This is a genomic window from Nostoc sp. UHCC 0251, from assembly GCF_034932245.1.
GTDB lineage: Bacteria > Cyanobacteriota > Cyanobacteriia > Cyanobacteriales > Nostocaceae > Nostoc.
Genome location: NZ_JAYGHD010000027.1, coordinates 15,544 through 39,083, shown reverse-complemented (window position 1 = coordinate 39,083; position 23,540 = coordinate 15,544). Strand labels below are relative to the sequence as shown.

At 41.0% G+C, this 23,540-nt stretch carries 18 protein-coding genes; 8 read left to right on the top strand and 10 right to left on the bottom strand.

The features are described from left to right. The first annotated feature begins 907 nt into the window (after positions 1-907). Positions 908-1,729 (top strand): SDR family NAD(P)-dependent oxidoreductase, encoded by an 822-nt coding sequence (locus tag VB740_RS05835; protein WP_323199108.1) that lies wholly within the window; start codon positions 908-910, stop codon positions 1,727-1,729. Positions 1,730-1,769: 40 nt separating this feature from the next. Here the strand turns inward: VB740_RS05835 and VB740_RS05830 are convergent, their stop codons facing one another. Beyond that, complete coding sequence (locus tag VB740_RS05830) at positions 1,770-2,999, bottom strand: ScyD/ScyE family protein (RefSeq protein WP_323199107.1); 1,230 nt, start codon at positions 2,997-2,999, stop codon at positions 1,770-1,772. Between the two features lie 429 nt (positions 3,000-3,428). Here VB740_RS05830 and VB740_RS05825 point away from each other — a divergent pair, with 429 nt between their 5' ends. Then, positions 3,429-4,925 (top strand): glycosyl hydrolase family 57, encoded by a 1,497-nt coding sequence (locus VB740_RS05825; RefSeq protein WP_323199106.1) that lies wholly within the window; start codon positions 3,429-3,431, stop codon positions 4,923-4,925. Positions 4,926-5,195: 270 nt separating this feature from the next. Here the strand turns inward: VB740_RS05825 and VB740_RS05820 are convergent, their stop codons facing one another. Further along, on the bottom strand, positions 5,196-6,554 hold the full coding sequence (locus VB740_RS05820; RefSeq protein ID WP_323199105.1) for a sensor histidine kinase: 1,359 nt from the start codon (positions 6,552-6,554) through the stop codon (positions 5,196-5,198). Between the two features lie 470 nt (positions 6,555-7,024). On the opposite strand from VB740_RS05820, the gene VB740_RS05815 reads away from it, so the two are divergent. Further along, the gene (locus VB740_RS05815) at positions 7,025-8,167 is read left to right on the top strand and encodes an S-layer homology domain-containing protein (protein ID WP_323199104.1); all 1,143 of its coding nucleotides are present in this window, start codon (positions 7,025-7,027) and stop codon (positions 8,165-8,167) included. 152 nt (positions 8,168-8,319) lie between these two features. On the opposite strand, the gene VB740_RS05810 is transcribed toward VB740_RS05815, so the two are convergent. Both VB740_RS05810 and VB740_RS05805 read right to left on the bottom strand, forming a co-directional pair. Further along, positions 8,320-8,757: a CAAD domain-containing protein gene (locus VB740_RS05810; protein WP_323199103.1), complete on the bottom strand. Its 438-nt coding sequence runs from the start codon at positions 8,755-8,757 to the stop codon at positions 8,320-8,322. 484 nt (positions 8,758-9,241) lie between these two features. Further along, positions 9,242-10,429: an RNA-guided endonuclease TnpB family protein gene (locus VB740_RS05805; RefSeq protein ID WP_323199102.1), complete on the bottom strand. Its 1,188-nt coding sequence runs from the start codon at positions 10,427-10,429 to the stop codon at positions 9,242-9,244. 597 nt (positions 10,430-11,026) lie between these two features. Here VB740_RS05805 and VB740_RS05800 point away from each other — a divergent pair. Continuing rightward, a complete protein-coding gene (locus tag VB740_RS05800; protein ID WP_323199101.1) occupies positions 11,027-12,700 on the top strand; it encodes a sensor histidine kinase in 1,674 nt (557 codons plus the stop codon). 124 nt (positions 12,701-12,824) lie between these two features. Here the strand turns inward: VB740_RS05800 and VB740_RS05795 are convergent, their stop codons facing one another. The 3 genes from VB740_RS05795 to VB740_RS05785 are packed head-to-tail and all read right to left on the bottom strand — an operon-like array spanning position 12,825 to position 14,838. Then, entirely contained in the window at positions 12,825-13,538 is a 714-nt protein-coding gene (locus tag VB740_RS05795) for a carbonic anhydrase (protein WP_323199100.1), read from the bottom strand. Between the two features lie 15 nt (positions 13,539-13,553). Further along, entirely contained in the window at positions 13,554-13,865 is a 312-nt protein-coding gene (locus VB740_RS05790; RefSeq protein WP_323199099.1) for a P-II family nitrogen regulator, read from the bottom strand. 4 nt (positions 13,866-13,869) lie between these two features. Further along, a complete protein-coding gene (locus tag VB740_RS05785; protein WP_323199098.1) occupies positions 13,870-14,838 on the bottom strand; it encodes a sodium-dependent bicarbonate transport family permease in 969 nt (322 codons plus the stop codon). Between the two features lie 460 nt (positions 14,839-15,298). Between VB740_RS05785 and VB740_RS05780 the strand changes: the two genes are divergently transcribed. Continuing rightward, positions 15,299-16,000 (top strand): glutathione S-transferase family protein, encoded by a 702-nt coding sequence (locus tag VB740_RS05780; RefSeq protein ID WP_323199097.1) that lies wholly within the window; start codon positions 15,299-15,301, stop codon positions 15,998-16,000. Positions 16,001-16,115: 115 nt separating this feature from the next. Then, positions 16,116-18,437, top strand: a complete 2,322-nt coding sequence (gene pcrA / locus VB740_RS05775; protein ID WP_323199096.1) for a DNA helicase PcrA — start codon at positions 16,116-16,118, stop codon at positions 18,435-18,437. 51 nt (positions 18,438-18,488) lie between these two features. Here the strand turns inward: pcrA and VB740_RS05770 are convergent, their stop codons facing one another. The 3 genes from VB740_RS05770 to VB740_RS05760 all read right to left on the bottom strand — a co-directional run bounded on the left by VB740_RS05770 (position 18,489) and on the right by VB740_RS05760 (position 21,595). Beyond that, positions 18,489-18,782: an antibiotic biosynthesis monooxygenase gene (locus tag VB740_RS05770; RefSeq protein WP_323199095.1), complete on the bottom strand. Its 294-nt coding sequence runs from the start codon at positions 18,780-18,782 to the stop codon at positions 18,489-18,491. An 80-nt stretch (positions 18,783-18,862) separates the two neighbouring features. Further along, positions 18,863-20,215 (bottom strand): MATE family efflux transporter, encoded by a 1,353-nt coding sequence (locus VB740_RS05765; protein WP_323199094.1) that lies wholly within the window; start codon positions 20,213-20,215, stop codon positions 18,863-18,865. A gap of 462 nt (positions 20,216-20,677) precedes the next feature. Next, entirely contained in the window at positions 20,678-21,595 is a 918-nt protein-coding gene (locus VB740_RS05760; RefSeq protein WP_323199093.1) for a metallophosphoesterase family protein, read from the bottom strand. A gap of 135 nt (positions 21,596-21,730) precedes the next feature. Here VB740_RS05760 and VB740_RS05755 point away from each other — a divergent pair, with 135 nt between their 5' ends. Together VB740_RS05755 and VB740_RS05750 are read left to right on the top strand one after the other, a co-directional pair. After that, positions 21,731-22,606, top strand: a complete 876-nt coding sequence (locus VB740_RS05755) for a hypothetical protein (protein ID WP_323199092.1) — start codon at positions 21,731-21,733, stop codon at positions 22,604-22,606. A gap of 58 nt (positions 22,607-22,664) precedes the next feature. Beyond that, a complete protein-coding gene (locus VB740_RS05750) occupies positions 22,665-23,498 on the top strand; it encodes an ATP-grasp domain-containing protein (RefSeq protein ID WP_323199091.1) in 834 nt (277 codons plus the stop codon). Positions 23,499-23,540 lie beyond the last annotated feature (42 nt).

The window sequence follows — 23,540 nt, the reverse complement described above, 5'->3', positions numbered from 1 at the left end:
TTGCGCCCCTACAAATCTATAAATAATTTGGGATAATTTATTTTTTGCAAGTCCCCTAAAAGGAGAGAGACTTTGAATTTCGCCTTAAAGCATGGGGAAGGGGGTTAGGTTTTTCGTTAGCTTTTCCACATAGTCTGAATTGTCAGACACTAGGCAAGTCTCAAGCATTCCTTTGATGAACTCAAAGCTAAAGCCAAACAAGTTCCTATTTTTACTAAAGTTTTAGTAGATAAACATGCCGTTCTAATTTGCATTAAAGACAATAATTTAACTCTCTTCTACTATTTAAAAGATAGAAATCAGGAACATTGATTTTAAATAAAGCAGTAAAAATACTGATGTAAGCCTGCAAACTAGCTGAAAAACTGAGGTGTTGCAACAATAAGCCAAAACCTATATGTCTTTTTTGTTTCTTGGCTATGACTGAGCTATTACAATTTCTCAAAACAGGGCTTCATTGTCAGGAAAGTAAGATATTTGTACTGAGGTATTCATAAAAACTTATTTAATAAAATTTTTTCCATATATATGCTTAGAGTCAACAACTATTAAGAAATACTTATTAAAGAATATTGCAATACCTTGATTTAATTGCTAACGTGTGTATGACAACGATGCTGATGAGCGCTCTGATCTAGGAGAAGTAAAATCTATGAGCTATATGCATTCAGCCAAGTCTGTTAGGCTTTGACAGGTTAAAAAGGAAAAATTTCTGCCTCGTATAGACAATTATGAGGGATTGCAGATTAACCAAGAAATATCTCGTTGCTAAAGGCTTAGTTTCAGTTTGATTTAAATTGCAATTAATTATTTGTCTTACCTTGTGCCGACGAGCGAGTGGCTCTTGATTGTGTCGGTCAGCAATAACGAAGAGTTTGGTAAGACTTAGATTTTGGAGGATAAACCAATGGATATTCAAGGCAAAGTTGCCCTAATTACAGGGGCTTCTCGTGGGATTGGACGAGCGATCGCACTCGAACTAGCGCAACAAGGCATCAAGCGGCTGATATTGGTAGCACGCGATCGCCAAAAGTTAGTCGAGGTAGCTAACGAAATCGAGGCGATGGGAACAGAAACTGCGATCGTGGCATTAGATTTGACGCAGACAATTGAAGTAAATATCGCTGTTGCCCAACTGTGGCGCAATTACGGACAGATTCACCTGCTGGTTAATTGTGCGGGTGTCGCATACCAAAGCTCGTTTTTGCAATCTAAACTGCCCCAAGTTCAAGAAGAAATTTCTGTGAACTTGTTAGGAATGTACAATCTCACTAGTTTGATAGCTCGACGCATGGCCAGTCAAAGGCAAGGAACAATCGTCAATGTATCGAGTCTGATGGGGAAAGTTGCGGCACCAACGATGGCGACTTACTCAGCGACTAAGTTTGCCATCTTAGGATTTACCCAAGCCTTGCGCCAGGAACTAGCTGATTACAATATCCGAGTCATTGCATTACTGCCTTCCCTCACAGACACAGACATGGTGCGCGACTTAAAATTATTTCGCTGGGTGATCCCCATGACTCCTCAGCAAGTAGCTAAAGCACTTGTCACCGGAATGCAAAATGATTCACCAGAAATTTTAGTTGGATGGCAAAGTCATTTAGCCGTGTTGTGTCAACGCCTTGCTCCCTGGTTGCTAGAGCTAATTTTACGAATAGCAACTCCGCCAGCTCCAAGCAGACAACGGCTGATTGAAAAACTTATCCCTTCGCGTAGCGTCTCGTAGACAAGGGGAGACGCCGAGGGCGATCGCTGACTCAAGACTCCTAAATAAACTTGTCCGAAATCTTCAGTCGTTTGGCTTTACCCTTGTGCAACAAAGTAACGCTCACAGTGCCAAGAAATGCTAATAAGCTGAAAGTGGAAGTAGATTCAGGAACAGACTTGGAATTCTCAATTTTGATAACTTGTCCCTGTCCTGGGCGATCGCCTCGGTTTGCCACGTAAATAGCACCATCAGCACCAATAGTCAAAGCAGTAGGAGACTCTAATCCATTGCCACTCAGAATAGTTGTGCGAGTCCCATCGCTCGCTATTTTAATTACAGAACCATCTAGATTACCTTTCCAGAGTGACTGATTAGCGTACTGCAAAGCATATAAATTACCCTCGGTATCAAAATCTAAGTCAGTAAGTTGGGTAAAGCCATCGGTATAAACTGTTGGTTGACCATCAGCACCAACTCGATAGATTTTTGCTTCACCTTCTGGAAAAGGAAAACCAGTTAATTGGCTAACATAATAAGCGCCATCTGGGCCTTTGGCGATATTTGTGGGTACTGCTTGGATTTCAAATGGCGATGATAATGCGCCAGAGGGAAAAATTGGATTAGTTAATGTCTGCCGGGGAATTGTGGCGATCGCGTTTAAATTACTTCCATCAGTACCTACACTGAGTAACTCATTAGCACCAGCATCAACTGCAACAATCTTATTTCCATCTAAAAGAATAGAGAAGGGATTGCTAATTAGATCGCCTTGATCGGGATTATTTGCAAGTTCATAATTAGCTAAATCAGCAACACTAGTCCACGAATTTGTATTGAAATTAGCAGTGATGATTTTTCCTAAGTCAGTGTTACCTAATGCAGACCGAAATGTGGGATTTGAACCATATCCAATTGCAATATAGGGCTTGCCAGTAGCATCAAACTTGATATCTTGAGGCCCAGAAGTATCAGTACCATCTGGTAATGCCAAAGAAGGAAGTCCTGTAAGTATACGTTCTTGCGTACCATTTCCAATTTTTGTCACTGCACCAGTTGTGCCATAACATAAAGATTGGTTTGCAACGCTCGGTGAAGGAACACAAGCTCCGCTGCCGCCTGTTCCTGCTTCGGTGACGTAGAGACTCCCGTCAGTACCAAAAGTTAGACCCCGTGGACTATTAAGACCATCGGCAATTACCGAAAATGATGCTGCGTCTGCTGCGTTCATTCCTGAAAAAGCAGCAATACAAAGACTCAAAAATGTAATTCCAAATTGTTTTAGTTTCATTAGACTCCTCCTAAAATTAAATTTGCATGAAGCATAGAAGAGAAAATTTTAACTTGATAATTAATAATATTTAATATGTATAGTTTCTGGGGATTTTACAGCTTATTTAAAAGAGGAAAACAGATTCCAAGCCAGAAACTCAGATGAAATCTGAATTTCTTAATTTCGAGTTGTATCATACCATTTCCAAAAATCTTTGCAACATAAAGAATCGACTGTGGGGCCTAAAGATGTACGCTTCTAGTAACAAAATTAAATATGACACTGTATATTTTCAACACCTTTTATACAAGTGTGATATCCAAACTGTTGAACTACACAGATATTGCGGGACTACAAGACGATCGCAGCATCAATACATAAAGTTGCAGAGCAGAAATTGCTGTGCGATCGCATAATTAGACATACCTTGTTTCGGAGCAATCAGAAATGCTTTCCTTCCCCACAACCTTGGCTCCTTTGCCCGAAATCATTGATGGCTTGCCGAATATATCTGGTTGGGAAACAGAGGTTCTCTCTGTAGTTAACCATGATCAGCCAGTATTTTTACCAACAACAAACATCCGCTTAGAAAACGTAAATGCTGTATTTGCGATCGCCTTACATATGCACCAGCCAACTATACCTGCTGGAAATGGTGGTACACTCATCAGCAATCTGCAATATATGTTTGAACATCCTCATGAAGGGGATAACCACAATGCAGATCCTTTTGCCTATTGTTACAGCCGCATGGGAGACTTGATCCCCGAACTTGTAAATCAAGGTTGCAATCCGCGTGTGATGTTGGATTACTCAGGTAATCTGCTGTGGGGACTGCGGCAAATGGGACGCGGTGATGTTCTGGATAATCTCAAACGGATTACTTGCGATCGCACCTACCAACCTTATGTAGAATGGCTGGGTACAATGTGGGGTCATGCAGTTGTTCCTTCCACACCCATAGCAGATATTAAATTACATATCGTTGCATGGCAACATCACTTTGCGGCAATTTTTGGTTGGGAAGCACTAGCGCGAGTCAAAGGATTTTCGCCCCCAGAAATGCATCTACCAAATCACCCTGATGCTCTCTTTGAATTTGTGAAAGCGCTGAAAGAATGTGGATATCGCTGGCTACTTGTTCAAGAACATTCTGTAGAAACTCTTACTGGTCAATCTCTGACTCACAAACATTTACCACATCGTTTAGTTGCCCGCAATTCTCAAGGTGAAACAATTAGCATCACAGCCTTAATTAAAACCCAAGGTTCGGATACTAAATTAGTTGCACAAATGCAGCCTTATTATGAAGCTAAAACATTATCTAAACAACAAATTGGGGATATTTTTGTGCCACCAATAGTTAGCCAAATTGGAGATGGTGAAAATGGCGGCGTGATGATGAATGAATTTCCTAGCGCTTTTAAACAAGCTTGGTGGGATATGGTCAATAATGGGGGAGGAAAATCAGGTGTTGTCGGGATGTGCGGTACAGAATATTTAGAATTAATCGAAGCTGCTGGATGCAAACCTGAAGACTATCCAAGTTGTCAGCCAGTGGGACAGCATCATATTTGGGAGCGAGTTTCACCAGACAATTGTGAACCTGAAGCTGTAGAGAATGCAATTAAAGAATTGAAGCAAATTAACTCTAATTTTCATCTAGATGGAGCCTCATGGACAAATCATATCAGTTGGGTAAAAGGATATGAGAATGTGTTGTCTCCCATGTATCAATTAAGCAGTTTATTTCATGATAAAGTTGATTCATTACAACAAGTTGACTCAGCAGAACCTGTAACCAGACAATCTCAATACCGTAACCTTCTTTTACATAACCTTTTGCTGCAAACCAGTTGTTTTCGTTATTGGGGACAAGGTGCTTGGACTGATTACGCACGGGAAATTTATCAACGTGGCGAAAATTTATTGCAGATGAATTGAACTGTGAGATAGAACGCGTATAAATAAGTATTTAAACTCCAGAAATACGCTTGGGTTAAGGGCTAATTGTACAAAATTGTGGGTTTTCGAGACGCGATAAATCGCCGTCTCTACAAGTTTTTTGGTCTTATCTGAACTATATTGCTTTAAATTACACAATAAATCATGAGGTTTCTTGAGTGCTGACAGTTAACAGTCAACTGTCAGCACTCAACAGTGAACACAAAAAATGTGTAAGTTAGATGGGCGACAGTTTAACCTATGGTTTAATTAAACTAAAGGCAATAAAATTTCAAATTTTGTACCTATACCTATCTGTGAATGGAAACTTAATTTTCCGCCATGTCTAACAGTTATAATTCGATAACTTACTGCTAAACTAGTATTTTTACTATTCTTTGTTTCAAGAGAAAACGACTCCATAATTTGCTGTTGAAATTCTTGAGACATTCCAGGCCCATTGTCGGCAATACGAATTAATATCCAGCGAGAATCTGGTGCATTTGGGTTGCTTGCTTCCTGGGAAATTACTTCTGTCGTAATCTCAATTCGGGGTTTTTGAACAGTCTTTGTATCTTCTAAATACAACTGCTGTCGCACTGCTTCATTGAGTAAAGTATCTACAACTTCGCTGAAAATATTCATTAACACCTGGTTTATTTGCCCCATAAAGCAATATACTGGAGGTAATTGACCGTAATATTTTACGATTTCGATTTCTCCTTGAAGACGGCTATTAATTAATAAAATAATACTATCTATACAAGCGTGTAAATCTACTGGTTTGGGATAAAGTTCATCAATATGACAGAAGTTTTGTAAGCTAGTGACGAGCTTTTTTAGTCTTTCCGCGCCAGTGCGGATACTAGCAAGCGATCGCGACAAATCTTGTTCTAAAAAATCAAATTCAATCTCTTCTTTAATCTGATTAATTGCGTGGGACGCTGATGGTAACTCTTTTTCATAAGCCGCTATCAGCTTGAGTAAATCTTGGCTGTAGGTTGAAACGTAAGTTATGTTACCCCAAATAAAACCCACTGGGTCTAAAATTTCGTGCGCTACGCCATCTACCAAACGTCCCAGATTTGCCATTTTATCATTTTGAATCATTTGGGCTTGGCTGCGTTCATACCGCACTAGATTGTCGATTCCTCGAATTTGCCAAGAAATAATACTCAATTCTTGGACATCTAACAACCTATAAGCACCAGACTCTGTTTCTACTACAATTGGTTCTGCTAATAATTCTGGCGATCGCTTTAAGCTAAGTTGCATCGCAGTTAAAATCGATGTTGTATCAGCAAGCAGCAACATCGGTATCCTTGCATAGCTGTAGAGAACGGCTAAGGGTTGCTGAACAAATAACTCTTGTCCATAGGGGCGAATCAAAAATTCCAGCAGTCGCCGCCGCGAAATCATCCCAATGAACTTTCCCTGTTCTACCAAAATTACTCCTGGTAGCAGGGGATATCTTTCTAAAAAACTAGCCACTTCCATACCAGTGTGATTGATTTCCACTGGAAAGTTGTACATTGGTAGTTCTTGGAGGGTTGAATCTAAATCGAGATCGCGATCGCTACCAAGAGACACAAATGGCGGTAAGATTTGGCAACTGAATTCTTCTGACACTAGACACCCTAATTTTTACAAAGACAGGTAAACAATAAATTAATATTTTACATTCTGCCACCGTCTAAATCCGGTTTCGGTTTAGGTAGCTAGTGTAACTAGTACAGCTATTTATTCTGAGGCGGTTGTCGGAATGAGCGATTTCTACGACGGGCTATGACGCTCCTGCGGACGCTCGTATCTCGCTAACGCTACGCTATCGGCGTCGCCTCTTTATATCCTGCACTCTAAAATCGCTTTCTAAACTTGGCTTTCACGATTACTGGCAAGAGCGATCGCCTAGCTGCCCAATTGCGATCGCTCGGCGTTGAACCAGAACCCTAATATTTTGCTCCGAATTACGTTAGCGTAGCGGTAGCGAGTCATCGAGCGTCATTACGAATTACGAATTAAAACAGGGGTGGTGTAAAAGAGTCATCTGTGGCTTAATTTGTTTAGACACAAATTTTACTGCTACCAGGGTAATCACGATGACAAATAGACCTCCTTCCGAACCGGAGTCATCCCAAACAACTGCCCTTGGCTTTGATGAGTTTATAGCCATTCTGGTTGCCTTCACCACTATCGGAGCGATTCTTTTTTGGTCATTATCTCGCAGGGATTCTAGCTGGGACTTAAACGGGCTGCTGTCGCCTTCTTCTACTCCGTCTAGAGGTGTTCAACCAAATCAAGTATTGCCCTCCTCTACTCCCCAGGTAGAACCAAATGCAGCCCCCAACAACGTTTTGCCGTCATTTCCACCTGAGGCTGTTGTTGAACCCAAGACATCTTCATTCCCGACTAATAGCGCAACTTCTTACCGCGCAGTGTTACCATCTGCTCAGGTAATCCCAACTCAATCTCCACAGACACTTGTAGCCTCTACAACAGGGCTTGAGCCATCAATTACATCATCAGCGTTGCCTTTAGTAACTCCGGCAAAACAAAAATCTATTATTCCGCCGCCAATAGCATTTAACGATGTGCCCAATAACTTCTGGGGTCGGCCTTTTATAGACGTTCTTTCTTCCCGTGGTATTCTCAAGGGGTTTCCTGATTATTCTTTTAGACCTAATCAGCCTGTAAACCGCGCCGAATTTGCTGCTATACTGCAAAAAGCCTTTGACCAAGAACCGTCTAAGACTGCGATCGCATTTCAAGATGTACCAGCAAAATTCTGGGCGACTCCAGCAATTGACCAAGCCATCAGTGCCGGATTTCTCAAAGGCTACCCGAAAAAAAGCTTCAAACCACAACAAAATATTTCACGAGTGCAAGTTTTAGTTGCCCTTGCTAGTGGCTTGAATTTGAAAGCACCCACTTCCCAAAATCAGATTTTAAGCGTCTATAAAGATGCTAAAGATATTCCCACCTATGCTATCAGCAAAATAGCCGCTGCTACAGCAAATGACCTGGTGGTTAACTATCCAAATCCCCAAATTCTTGCTCCCAACAAAGTAGCTACTCGTGCTGAGGTGGCAGCGATGATTTATCAAGCTTTAGTAAAACGGGGCAAGTTGGAGGCAATTCCATCTCAAAATATTGTGCGTGGGCGTAGCCCGTCGCAGTCATCGCCCACCCCAAAGCCGAACTTAAAAGGTAACTTGTCCGCAGAAAGTTCGTCTCAACAATAATTACTAATTCGTAATGAACTTCGTGGGTAATTTTGAGAGAAGTCTGATCGCCGACTGCCGGCGATCAGACTTCTGTAATTTGCAATTAGAGCCTACTTTTACACAGAAGCAAGCTACGCGCAGCGTCTTAATAGAGAAGCGATAATTAGATATTAAGCTTCTGGAATTTCTTTACCAACCACTTGTGATTTAAGAGTCGTGATTTCAGTAGTTAACTCTTTCCTGGTTGAGGCTTTGAGTAAATAGCGGTAAACAAACCAGGCAGAGTAACCAATACCGATCAACTCAAAAGTAGGTGCTACCAAGGGGATATCATTCAAAGCATCTAATATTGCCAAGAGTACTTTAACCCCAACAATTGATCCCACAATTAAACCAACAGTGATCAGGGGTTGCTTATATTGATTAAAAAAGCTTCCCAGATATTCTGGCAATGTTGCTAAAAAGCTAGAAATTTGCTCACCATATTTTTGCCATTCATCTTGAGACTGTGCGGGAGGCTGGAGTTTGGTGATGGTTCCCGTTTGGTTGTTGATCTCTGCCACTGTAGTCTCTTTGGATGCGGTTTCGGTAAATTCTTGTTCTGGCATTTTCACTCCCATAAATTTGACAGTTGAGTTTTTCTAATCTGGATAATTACAACCAAAAGGCTGTTGATTAGTTAATGCACAAGTGCATTAGTACAATTGCGTAAAGGTCACAAAAGGGTTTTAGTGTCCTATAACTATAATTGCCTCATAATATCTACTGCATCAACTACAAGGTAGAAAGTCAGTAGGAGGATACAACTCAGAAGGCAGCAGAATGTATTATGGCCAGCTTTCTGAGTTCTTTTTTTAATCAACTGGAATCCTCAGGTTGTGATTATCCCATCGGTGTCATTTGCTCATAATCGTACTAAATTTAAGTACAAATTAGGCAAAAATCAGCCACCTCTCACTTATATAAGCCTAAAAGCCGATTTTAGCCGATATTAAAGCTATCTTAAGCCGCGTCCGTCAATTAACGCATTCGTATTGATATTAATACGGATTGACATCCTCCCCGCCGTAAACGGTCGAGGATTCCTAAGACTCACGACTTAGGTTTCTGTTTCTTTCCATTGCTGGTTTTTCGCAACTGCCTTTTAGAGATATCTCTATCGGGTCTTATGTTCGCTCCACAGACTGAAACTGCGAGTCCCGCAGCCAAAATGTTCTTGGCAGCATTGACATCTCTATCGTGATGTGTGCTGCATTCTGGGCAATCCCACTCTCTGATATTTAAAGGCAACTTATCAACGACGTGGCCACAATGCCCACAACGCTTAGAACTAGGAAACCATCGGTCAATTTTGACAAAAGTACGACCATACCAGTCGCACTTATATTCAAGCTGTCTGACCAACTCACCCCAGCTAGCATCGCTAATAGCGCATGACAGTTTGTGGTTTTTAACCATGTTCTTCACAGCTAAGTCCTCAACAGCAATCGTTTGGTTTTCACGTACCAATCGAGTCGTTAACTTGTGAAGAAAATCATTTCGCGCATCACTAATTTCTGCGTGGACAATAGCAACTTTGAGCCGCGCTTTCTGGCAATTGTTAGATCCCTTTTGCTTACGACTTAAGTCTTTTTGCGCTTTACGCAATTTGACACGTTTAGCTTTAAATCCCTTGGGATTAGCAATTTTTTCACCGCTACTCAAGGCAACCAAACTTGTAATACCCAAGTCAACGCCAACTTGATTAGAAGATTCAGGCAATCTTTCAATCTCGGCATCTACCAACATTGAAATAGTCCAGCGGCCATTCGGCGAAAGTTTTATCGTAATCGTGGATGGCTCTGCACTTTCTCTTAGTTGCCGACTCCATCGGATATCTAAGGGTTGAGCACATTTCGCTAAATATACTTTGCCATCTTTCCACTTGAAAGCAGCCTTAGTAAATTCAGCATTCCCACCATGATGCTTTTTCTTAAAGTTTGGGTATTTTGCCCGTCCCGCGAAGAAATTACTGAATGCTGTTTGTAAATGTCTCAATCCTTGCTGCAATGGCACACTGCTAACAACATTGAGAAACTGCAAGTCTTCCTGCTTTTTCCAATTGGTTAGCATTGTTGAAGTTTCAGAGTATCCGACTCGCCGTGAGTGTTTATACCATGCTTCTGTCCTTGCAGCAAGAGCGCGGTTGTAAACTAATCGAGCGCAACCCATCGTCATCTTGAGCAATGTTTCTTGCTCAGAAGTTGGATAGAATCGGTACTTGAATGCTTTTTGTGTCATCCTTACATTATATCAAATATCCTGTAAGAAATCCAAATTAATTAAAGCATTGCGTGAAGCACGGGGTTTTAAACCCAAATTTTCGATAAAAATTTTGGTGTATTCACACAGACTAGATTTTTAATCTATTTTATGATATCCATGCCTTGGAGATGAGGAAGAAATAATCAATACCCAATACCCTATGCCCCATGCCCAACAAATATCAAACCTTTTGTTTTTTTCCTGATTGAATTAATTTTATAAGGAAGCAGTAAGGTAGAGTAGTGGCGTACCTGATGGCAATAACTCATTGCTATCAACCGCATATTCAGGAAAGTGCTGTGGTAAGGTTTAGTTCAGGAAAGTATTCGTTGCCCCTGAAAAAAGTGAATTTTATTCGCTAACAGTAAGTGTACTTAGGAACATTGCCATCATATAAGGTTATGTTAATTATCTAGTAACTAATGATTTGCTATTGCTATAAAAGAAGATAATGTAAATGTTAATCACCAATTAAAGTGTTTGCACAAGCCAAACTGATTTGGTGATTTTTACCGGAAGGGAAATACCAACTCAAAAGCCAACCCTATCGACAGCAGTTCAAAAAGCAAAAAAGTGTCAGCCGAAGAGCCATCGACAGACGAACTCCCGACAATAGAATTTCCCTCACGAGGGAAACTCAAAGCCAGTTCTTGGCGCATCCATCAAAAAATTGGCTATGGGTACTTTGTAGCTATCGGAATTGGCTTTTTTGGCTCACTGACTGGGTTAGTGATCGCCAACTACTACCGAGGAAGGGAAGTTAGGCAATTCAATCAAGCCTATGAACAAGGACAACTACTGAGTAACTATAAAGATGCAGTAGTAGGGGCGCAATTACATAGCTCTAATCTAGTTGCTGTATTAGAAAATTCACAACAACTACAAAGTAAAAAAGCCGACTTTCTGAAGAATGTTGAAAAAGCCAAGCAATTAGAGATAAAAATTGCCGACTTTATCGATAGTAAACCTAAAAGACTAGCAGCAACAAGTTCGACTTTACAGACGTTATTGTTGGATTACAAGACTAATTTAAAATCTTACGTTGACCAAATCGAGGTCGTCTTAAAGGAAATAGACTCCCAGCAAGTTCAGCCTCAGCAGATTTCCTCTGCCCGATCGCAATTATTGACAATTATGCGTGGTGAAACAGCCATGCGGCTAGGCCAGCTTTCTCAAAGCTTGACTAACATCCTGCAAACTGCCCAATATCAAGAGCAAGAAAGGCAAAGAGCCGTTGAGCAGGCAAAAGTAGTTGAGCGATTCATCGTGATGATAAGTATGCTGGTTTCAGTGGCGATCGCAGCCATTGTCGCGTGGCGTACCAGTCGAGCGATCGCGGAACCAGTTATCACCGTCACCCAAGTAGCAGAGCAAGTGGCGAGGAAACATAATTTTGATTTGCGAGCGCCCGTCACCACTGAAGATGAAATTGGGCTACTCGCCAAATCTCTAAATCGTTTGATTGAACGAGTATCTGAGCGAACAAAAGAGCTACAACAAGCTAAAGAATTAGCTGAAGCTGCTAGCAAGGCAAAAAGCGTATTTTTAGCCAATGTCAGCCATGAATTACGCACACCATTAAATGCTGTCATTGGCTTGAGCCAACTTTTAGAAGACGACGCTACCGATCTTGGTTTATCGGCAGACTTTATCACAGACTTAGAAACAATTAACGCTGCTGGTAAGCATTTACTGCACTTGATTAACGAAATCCTCGACTTGTCAAAAATTGAAGCGGGGAAAATGACTCTCTATCCAGAGACATTCGAGATTGCGACACTGATTCATAATATTGTCCTTACAGTCAAACCAGCTATAGAAAAAAATGCCAATGTTTTAGAAGTGCATTTTGATGAACAACTTGGCATTATGTACGCCGATCAAACTAGGATGCGGCAGGTCTTGTTAAACTTACTAAGCAACGCTGGTAAGTTTACTACAAACGGCAAGGTAACGCTGACAGTCAACAGAGAAAAGGATGAATTCCGACCGGAGGCTCCTTTAGGCATGATTACTTTCACTGTTACTGACACAGGCATAGGTATGTCTCACCGTCAACAGCAGCAGTTATTTAAACCTTTTACACAAGGAGATACCTCGACTACAAAAAAGTATGGAGGTACGGGACTGGGGTTAGCAATTAGCCGCCACTTTTGCCAGATGATGGGTGGTGAGATTGTTGTCAAAAGTGAGCCGGGAGTTGGCTCTACTTTCACCATTCGTCTACCAATGACTGTGCAGGATTGAATTGGGGATTGGGGATTGGGGATTGGCATGGTTATTCTCCTTGTCCCCTTGTCCCCTTGTCCTCCTCATCTCCCCCTGCCTCCCCTGCTCCCTCATCCCCCTCATCTGCGAATCCTCTGCCAAATTAAGCAATAATACTTACCCTCCCTGTATCCAAGTCGTAACGACCCCCCACAATTTTCAATTTGCCCGATCGCACCTGTTCAGTTAAAAGCTGCGATCGCTTCAAACATTCAATTTGATATTGCACATTTGCCGCAACTGCATTTTCAACCGCGTCGCCTGGCTGATCCTTGACTTTTTTTAGGGCTGGCTTAATTGCCTTCACAAAAGTACTAATATCGCCGGGTAATGATTCGCTTTGTACAGCTGCGGTTACAGCCCCACAACGCTCATGGCCCATCACCATCAGCAGTGGACTACCTAACAAAACAACTGCATATTCAATACTGCCGATCGCTTCATGTGTGGCAATATTTCCAGCAATCCGAACATCAAAAATGTCTCCGATGCCCTGATCGAAAACAATTTCTGCGGGGACTCGTGAATCAGCACAACTAAGAATAGTTGCAAATGGATGTTGAGCTTGAGCAACTTCCTGCAACCGCAGTGCAGATTGATCGGGGTGTTGGAGGTGATGATCGATAAATCGCTGATTTCCCTCCATCAGCTTTTGTAAGGCTGCATCGGGATCAAGGGATTGAGTGGCGGCTGGGTGCATTTCGTCAGCTTTAGCCTGTTCTACCCGCCAGAGTAAATCGCTGGCAGATAGCATCATCCCAAATGCACCAGTCATTCCTAACTTCAAAAAGTCACGACGTTCTATGAAATGCTTCATTGATTTATAACTTTTTTACATTGACGCAACACATCTAACAGAGCGAATTTCCATCACATCCGAAACGTAGCAAGTACCACCAAACTTGTTGAGAAGTGGTTTGATATTTTCTACAACACGCTTGAGTTCTTCTGGCATACAAAACGCGAGGATGTAAACATTATCAAGCATGGTCATGTCTAAATCTTCTGTCGTTCCTCGTAATCCTTTGCCAGCAACATTGCGGATTACGGCATGGTTATGTACACCCGACTTGTCTAAATTATCTAAAATTTTGGCAAGCTCAAAGGAGTTAGCGATAATTTCTATCTTTTTAACTACGTGCATATTATTATCTCCAAAATAGGTTAATTCCGTAGAGATACAACGGAATTCCCACAATAATATTGAACGGAAATGTCACCGCTAGAGCGGTAGAAACATACAGGCTGGGATTTGCTTCGGGAACAGTCATCCGCATAGCCGCCGGGACAGCAATATAAGAAGCACTGGCACACAATACAGCGAATAACAGCGCATCTCCGCGAGGCATACCGATCAATTTGGCGATCGCTAACCCAATGCCTGCATTGAGTATAGGAATTAGTATGGCAAATAAAATTAGGAAAACTCCGGTTTTTTGCAAGTCTTTAATTCTTCTCGCAGCCACCAATCCCATATCCAGTAGAAAGAAGGTGAGAACACCATAAAACAAACCTTGAGTAAAGGGTTCTAATACGTGCCAACCGTGTTCTCCTGTCAAGACACCGATCAAGAGACTACCAACTAGGAGAAAAACTGAACTATTAAGAAATGCTTCTTGCAAAACTTCCGGCCACGATAAGTCCCGCTTTCCATCGGCGGCGAATATATTCACCAAAATTAGACCAACTATAATCGCTGGGGATTCCATCAGGGCAAGGGCTGCCACCATGTAACCATCAAAAGTAATGCCAAGCTCAGTTAAAAAAGCGCTAGCTGTAATGAAGGTGACAGCGCTGATAGAACCGTAGGTTGCGGCGATCGCAGCCGCATCGTAAGTATCCAATTTCCACTTCAGGATAAAAAAGGTGTAAATTGGCACAACACAAGCCATCATCATTGCTGCTGCCAGTGTTAGAATTACTTCCTGAGTTACACCGCTTTTGATTAGTTCTACCCCTCCCTTAAAACCAATGGCAAACAGCAGATACAACGAAAAGAGTTTGGGAATTGGTGCAGGAATTTCTAGATCAGACTTGACAAAAACAGCAGTCATGCCTAAAAAGAAAAACAAGATTGGCGGATTCAAAATATTGGATACAATTAAGCTGATATCCATATCCACCCCTTTTTGTATTGGTTAAACCTGAAATTAAAGAAATTTTTCATCTTTAAAAATTTAACGGTTGAATCATGATGTATCGTGTATTGCTACCCAATGTCAATTGGATACTCAAGGAGTGAATAGTCCTATTGGTGACAATACTTATTAGTTAGGTATTAAACAGGGTCAATCGCAGAAAAAGTTAGAGCTTGCCCAGCATTTTTTGATGTTAGATTCCCCGTCGCTGATCTTACGACGAAACGTGTAAGAAGAACTGACGATCAACCTATGTAGCGTAGAAAAAATTAACGTATTGTAGGGGCAATTTATAAATTGCCTTGACACAAATTATATAGGTTTGAAAATTTTTGGCGTAAATCCTGTAAAGATAATGCTCGCTCAAATTGCGCTCGATTAGCAGTAATCTAGGCTTAATCGTCAAGACAGCATCAAATTTTCAGGAATACAATCAATCATGCAATCAACAAAGATTAGGCTGTACGATTTGGCAGGGGCTGAAGACAATCGCCGTTTTAGTCCTAACTGTTGGCGCGTGCGCCTGGCTCTACTCCATAAAGGATTGCCCTTTGAAACTGTACCTTGGCGTTTTACTGAAAAGGAAACTATTGCCTTCTCAGGACAGGGTAAAGTGCCAGTAATAGTTGATCGCGAGCAAGTTGTTTACGATTCCTGGGCGATCGCTCAGTATCTGGAGGAGAATTACCCTAAGTACCCATCACTATTTGGTGGAGAAGTTGGAAAGTCGTTATCCAGATTTACTACTGATTGGGTGGAAGCAGTACTCAATCCTGAAATCGTGCGATTGATTATCACAGATATTTATTCGCACCTCCACGAAAAGGACAAAGACTACTTCCGCCAAACACGCGAAAAGGCTTTTAGTGCAACATTGGAGGTAATTTCTGCCGACCGGGAACAACGAGTTTTCACCTTTCGTAATAGCCTAACCCCACTGCGTCGAACTCTCCAGCACCAAGGCTTCCTAGCTGGACAAGCACCAGCTTGGGCAGATTATGTGGTGTTTGGCTCTTTTCAATGGGCACGTAGCGTTAGCCCATTTCCCTTACTTGTAGGAGATGATCCCATTTTTAGCTGGCGCGATCGAATGCTTGATACTTTTGATGGCGAAGCTCGTAAGGTTTTAGCTTATGAATAGCATTCTGGTTAAGAATATTGCCAATCTTTATTAACCAAGTTTCGTTAAGATATTGTAACCTGGGCAATAGCAACTCTCTATTGATGTGACGCCAGGCAATCGCTTTTTCACATCCATGACAACAACCATCGACTTTCTCAGTCACCTTAACCCTAGCCAACGTCAAGCCGTCGAACATTACTGCGGCCCGTTGCTAGTTGTTGCTGGCGCAGGTTCCGGTAAAACACGAGCGCTGACTTATCGCATTGCTAATCTAATTCTGAAACACCGCGTTGATCCAGAAAATATCCTGGCGGTTACTTTTACCAATAAAGCCGCGCGGGAAATGAAAGAACGGATTCAACGGCTGTTTGCTGAACAACTGGCAATGAAACAACACGGCCAGCGATTGGATTTGTTGACAGAATACCAACAAACCCAATTGCGATCGCAAGTTTACAAAAACACGATCAAAGATTTGTGGTGTGGCACTTTCCACAGTCTATTTTCTCGCATTCTCCGCTTTGATATTGAAAAATACGTAGACGAAAAAGGACGCAAGTGGAATCGCAATTTCTCTATCTTTGATGAATCAGATGTAATCAGTCTAATCAAAGAACTCGTTAATAAAGAGCTAAATTTAGACGATAAGAAGTTTGACGCCCGCTCTGTCCGCTACGCTATTAGTAACGCGAAAAACCAAGGTTTATCACCCCAAGAATTTGAGCAAGATCAACCCAATTATCGCGGAAGGGTGATTGCCCAAGTTTACAATTTATATCAAGATAAGTTAGCACAAAACAACGCTCTCGACTTTGACGATCTTATTCTTGTACCTACGAGATTATTTCAACAAAACGAGCAAGTATTAGGTTACTGGCATCGCAAATTTCGTCATATTCTCGTAGATGAATATCAGGATACTAACCGTACTCAGTATCAACTTATTAATTTATTAGTTACTAATGGCGAAACCAAAAAGAGCGAATGGCAATGGGAAAATCGCTCAGTTTTTGTTGTCGGTGATGCAGATCAATCAATTTACAGCTTTCGGATGGCAGATTTCACCATCTTGCTGGGATTTCAGGAAGACTTTGGTGATGGTTTGGTAGATGATGACACCCGGACGATGGTTAAGCTAGAAGAAAACTATCGTTCTTGTGAAAACATTCTGCAAGCAGCTAATGAATTAATTGAAAATAACACCCAACGGATTGATAAAGTCCTGAAAGCGACGCGGGGAACGGGTGAGCAGATTACTTGTCACAAAGCCGATGAAGAACTTGCAGAAGCGGCATTTGTAATTAATCAAATTAGCACTTTAGAACAGCAGAATCCAGAGTTAAACTGGGGTAGTTTTGCCATACTTTATCGGACAAATGCCCAATCTCGTCCCTTTGAAGAATTGTTGGTGAAATATCAAATTCCTTACACAGTTGTGGGGGGAATGAGGTTTTACGATCGCAAAGAAATTAAAGATGTCGTCGCTTATTTAAGAGCGATAAATAACCCAGCCGATACAGTCAGTTTATTGCGAGTTATCAATACTCCCCGGCGGGGAATTGGCAAAACCACTATTGACGCTTTGATGAACGCATCTCAGCAATTAGGGACAACTTTGTGGGAAATACTCAGCGATGAGACATCAGTTAATACATTAGCTGGACGGGCAACAAAAGCTGTCAATAACTTTGCCGCAATGATTAGCCGTTGGCAAGGACAAGTCGCTACGCTTCCGGTAACTGAGGTTTTGCAAGGAATATTAGAAGATTCTGGTTACGTTCAAGACTTGATGAATCAAGGCACAGATGAAGCCACAGATCGGGTACAAAACGTTCAGGAACTTTACAACGCCGCCCTGCAATTTCAAGAAGAAAATGAAGAAATTTCCCTGCGAGACTTTCTGAGTAGTGCCGCTCTTAGTTCCGATTTAGATAACTTAAAAGAAGGACAGACAGCCGTTTCTTTGATGACTTTGCACGCTTCCAAAGGTTTGGAATTTCCCGTAGTATTTTTGGTGGGATTAGAACAAGGGCTATTTCCCGGCTACCGTTCCCTAAGCGATCCCGCATCTTTGGAAGAAGAACGGCGCTTGTGTTATGTGGGGATTACTCGTGCCCAAGAAAGGTTGTATTTATCACATGCACGGGAACGCCGTTTGTATGGTTCTCGTGAACCTGCGATGCGATCGCAATTCCTCGACGAATTACCAGAAGAATTATTATCTACCAAACGCGCGAGTCGTCAAAGTTATACCAAAAGTGCCTCTACTTCTAGTGAAAAACAAGACGCAACCCAGAATTGGCAAGTAGGCGACAGAGTATTACACAAAACTTTTGGTCTTGGTGAAATCACTCATGTCTTCGGAACAGGTAATAAAATGTCTGTAGCAATTAAATTTGCCAGTTTGGGACAAAAAATTGTTGACCCAAGAGTAGCACAGTTGCAAAAAATTTGAAAACAAAGCCACAGATCCCCAACTTTTTTGAAAAGTTAGGGATCTTGTTTTTCATATTTCAATTTCTTCAAAGTGTTCAACAGTAGGAAAAGGCTCATAAAAATGATGCAGAAGTTTTTTCCACTCTTGATACTCAGCAGAATTTCTAAATCCGACAGTATGAGATTCTAAAGTTTGCCATTTTACAAGTAATAAATATTTTCTTTCGACTTCTATACATCTATGCAATTCATGGGATAAATATCCATCCATTGAGGAAATAATTTTAGAAGCTTCTTTGAAAGCAGCTTCAAAATCAGATTCTAAACCGGCTTTAACATGAAGCATTACAGCCTCAAGAATCATATAGTCTTTGGTGAGAATTAAAATAATGTTAACGCGATGTGCAACTTAATATTCTGACCTCTCTTTTTTTAGGCTATCCATTACCCGTGGTTAGTTGTTTTGTTGCTAAACCGCCAAGTCATTATTATTGCAGCGATCGCCAAACCAATAGCTAGTCCCCACCAAAGACCAATAGCTCCATACCCCGATGAGATTCCAAAAGTATAACCAGTCAATAAACCAACGCACCAATAAGCAAAAATACCAATCAACATCGGAATTCGAGTGTCTTTGAGTCCGCGTAATGCTGCCCCCGCAGTAACTTGCACACCGTCAAATATTTGAAAAATCGCTGCCACTCCCAGCAATTTGACTGCGAGGACAACCACATCTGCATTGTTTGGATCGTTAATGTCAATATAAAGAGAAATAATTGACTTTGGTACTAACCAAAATGTCATGCCTACTATACCCATAGATAGAACTGCAATAGCAATACCTACATATCCAGCCAGACGAGCAGCAAGCAGTTCATTTTGTCCAACTAACTGCCCAACACGTACTGTTGTCGCTAGAGAAATGCCTACTGCCATCTGGAATGATATCGAAATTGTTTGTAAAGCAATTTGATGGGCAGCAAGAGCGTTTGTTCCTAATTGTCCTATTATGAAAGTAACAACGGTGAACAGTCCCCCTTCGACTGCAATCAGCCCCCCAATGGGCAATCCAACCTGAAAAATCTCACCAATGATCCGGCGATGCTCTAGGGAAAAAGCTTTTTTAGATAAAGGTCGAAAAATACCGTAAACTGCAAAGCGAGGCTGATTACATATATAAACTATCAAAGCAACAAACATACTCCAAAGTGAGAATGTGCTTGCCCAACCGATACCAGCTAAACCCAGTGCAGGGAATCCCAGTTTGCCAAACATCAGCACATAGTTAGCTGTGAAGTTGAGCAGAGTACCCAAAACCACAGTTACCATCACTAATTTCGGTTGAAATAGAGCAGCAAGAAAGCTTTTAAGTACTGCAAAGCCTAAAGCAGGAATAAAACCGAGTGCGATCGCTCTTAAATAAACCTCTGTTAGTGCTACTGTTTTAGCATCCTGCCCTAGTAGAAGTAGTAAAGTACTTCCATTGTAAATCAGCAATGCAGTTGGTATTCCTAGTACCAGAGATATCCCTAGTCCAAGCCGGACAATTGCACCAACTTTTTCTCTATTGCCAGTCCCGTATGCTTGGGCAGCTAACGGACTGACAGCAGAAAGAATACCACTAACGATCAACAGACAAAAACTAAAGAGAACAACTCCCAAACCTCCAGATGCAATAGTCTGACTTCCCAACCAGCCCATCATTACCGTATCCACAAAACCAGTTGCAGATTGAGCCAATTGTGCTGCTGCTAAAGGTACGGCTAACACAAGAGATTTTTTAACTTCAGAAAACATATACTTATAACCCGATGTTAAGAACAAAGGGTTTTTTCCAAATCTAAACCCATATTCAGAAGATGCTTACTGCTCCTGTGAACTTCAATATATCTTAATGGAGTAAGAGGATTCGCGTTACAGTCTTACGGAGGAAAGACTAACGGGAGATGAATTGCAACTAGGTAAAAACACCTCTGCCCTGGCGAATGGAATAGAGCCTCCGGCACGCTGACGCGTAGCTTTCTTCTTTGTAGGAGTACGCGGCTATACAAACAAAACCCACGGAGGTGGGTTTCAAGTTCTTCGAGTCCGCGTAGGCAGACAACTCTTAGAGACGCACTCGCGTTCGTTTGTGTAGCCGTAATTTCTAATCGCTTGGTATATTTGCTTTTTGTAAAAGTATTTTATATAGCATCTGATGCTTGGTACGATTCTAAAATATTGTTGAGTGCAGAAGGAAGTTCTTGCTGAGTCATCTAACTAAGCTGATTTTAATTGAATAATACCTTTATCAAAAACGCGATTATTAGTACCGATCGCACTTACTTCTATTCTATCTGGATACACCTCATACGCCGCAAAACTCAGCTTCTCGGCAGAATGCTCTGTCCATTCCGAACGCCCTACAGGACGAATACCTGCACCAGCACCAGTAACTAGATAAGTCGTTCCATTAATAGCACGAGTGCGTTCATAACTATGGTCGTGGCCATTGATGTAGAGTTGAACGCCGTATTTTTGAAACAGAGGAGTGAAGGTTTTAATAAAATTTTGATTTACTCCGTAGTGACCAGATGAATAAATTGGATGATGGCCAAATACAACTTTCCAAGGAGCTTTACTAAGACTTAATTCTTTTTCTAACCAAGGTAACTGGTTTTTCCAATCAGCATTACTGTTAGTATCTAAAGCAAAAAATTGTACTTGATTACGTTTAAATGTATAGTAACGCTTTCCCTTCATATTAAAGCCAGCATACTTGACTTGTGGCTCACCATTTTCAGTACGAATATCGTGATTACCTAAACAAGCCTGAAATTTCACACCTTGCTTGAGTAAAAATTGATAGGGACGCTCAAAAACTGCATTAATTTTTTCGATTTCGCCGTTGTTGTAAATGTTATCTCCAGCTAAAACAACTAAATCATAAGGATTTTGCCTGTGATAAAAATTCATTGCCCCAGCCACGGCATACTGTCCTTTAGCGCCAGTCCCTGTATCAGCCACAGATACAAAACGTAATAACAAGTCTTTTTTAGCTGGGTTGGCGGCTATAGCTGTTGTTAAATCGGTAATATCAGCAGTTTGATGATTTTGATGAAACGTCCAGCCGAAAAATCCTGCACCAATGGCGCTGACACTACTTAAAAATAAAAATTGACGGCGTTTTAGGTTCATAACTCACCAAATTTAATAAATAGTCAGTTTAGCTGAAGCAATGTGCAATGTAGTGATACATTAAGGCAAAAGAAGGCAGCACCAGTAATAATGTACGTTGTTTGTCTTTGATTCGCTGCTTTTGGTGAAAGTTCCATGTCACAAGACAATCAGTCAAAACCGACGGATGAGCAGGTAACTCAACCTCCCCAAAAACCTTACCAGAGAGTTCAGCCAATTTGGAAGGCTAAAATTATCCAACTTCTCCGAGGGACAATTGGGGTTTTAGAAACAACGGTGGAAAAACTGGAGACAGCACCCCCACCTGGTACTGAGGAAACACCTAGTTTTTTCCAGCAACTTCAGTTGCGATGGGGCGGGCTGTTAAGGACAATCCGCTTGTTTTTACCATCAAATTTGTCAACAAAGTTATCAGATACAGCTTTGACGGGAATTGTTACTGGAATTGCTGTAATTCTCGTTTGGACCACTGCAACTGTCTTTACTAGTAAACCTACTGAAGTAGCAACAATCCCACCGATTGAAGAGGTTCCTACACCGACACCAACCATAACTACTCCACCGGAGTTAGTTGCACCAGAACCGCAGCCGCCACAGCCACCAGAGGAAATTACACCACCGCCAGAAGTACAAACTCCGCCACCACCGGAACCAGAACCAATTCCCACGCCAACGCCAACCCCGACACCAACCATAGAATTAACACCAGAACAAGCCTTGATTGCAGCTATTGAAAATCAGGTAGCTGAAATTAGCGATCGCATTGCCTCTGGTCTGATAAAGTCAATTCAAGCCAACTTCCGCACGAGTAACTTGACTGTCAAAATTAGTGATGATTGGTACACTCTCCAAGAATCTCAGCAGGACAAACTAGCTGCGGAGATATTACAACGCTCTCAAGAACTTGATTTTACCCATTTAGAAATTATGGATTCCCAAGATAGGCTGATAGCGCGTAACCCAGTTGTTGGTACTGAAATGGTTATTTTTAAACGGCAAACAGCAAGTTAAAATAATTCGTAATTCGTAATTCGTAATTCGTAATTCTGACGTTTAACTTTAAGTATTTATGTTAGACAACGTTTCGCTATTGCTTCAAGCTTGTGAAAACTTAAACATCAACTACGAAATTATTCATCCTACTCAAAACTTAATCAAAATCAAACTGAATAGTAAACTGCATTATTTTTGTAATTATAGTACTCCGTTAATTAATCAAGCAGTAGCACAAATCATCAAAGATAAAGAATACACTTACCATATTTTAAAGCAAAAAATTAAACTTCCTCGGACAGTAGGTTTTCTTTCCCCTTTTTGTGATCTTCAGTATAAGATTTATTTAAAATTCCCAAGCTTGAAAGATATTATATTAGAAATAAAAGATAAATTTGAAACACCTATTATTGTTAAAAGGAATTCTGGCTCTGGTGGACACAATGTGTTTTTATGTCAGAATCAAGATGAAATTGAAAATGCTTTAAAAGAGATTTTTAATATAAATGAAAAAAAGTATGATTACGTTGCGATCGCTCAAGAATTTATTCACATTAAATCTGAATATAGAGCGGTTTTCTTAAATAAAGAATTAGTTTTACTCTATGAAAAAGATAAAAATAATGCCAAATTTTTAGGTAATCTAAGTCCTTTACATTGGGATGGTGCAAAAGCCAAATATATCAATGATCCACAGATATTGTCAGAGATTGCCAATTTTGCTAAACCAATTTTTGACGAATTAGACCTTGATTATGCTGGTTTAGATATAGTCTTAGATCGAGATAACCAATATTGGTTGATTGAAGTCAATTCTAGTCCAAATTATACTATTTTTACTAGAGACAATGGAGAGGAGCCTGTACTGAAGATTTTTGAAAAAATGCTTATTAGCCTAGCTTCAAATTGAATAAAAACTCCACGCCACTTGCGGGATAGAGTTTCCCGCCGA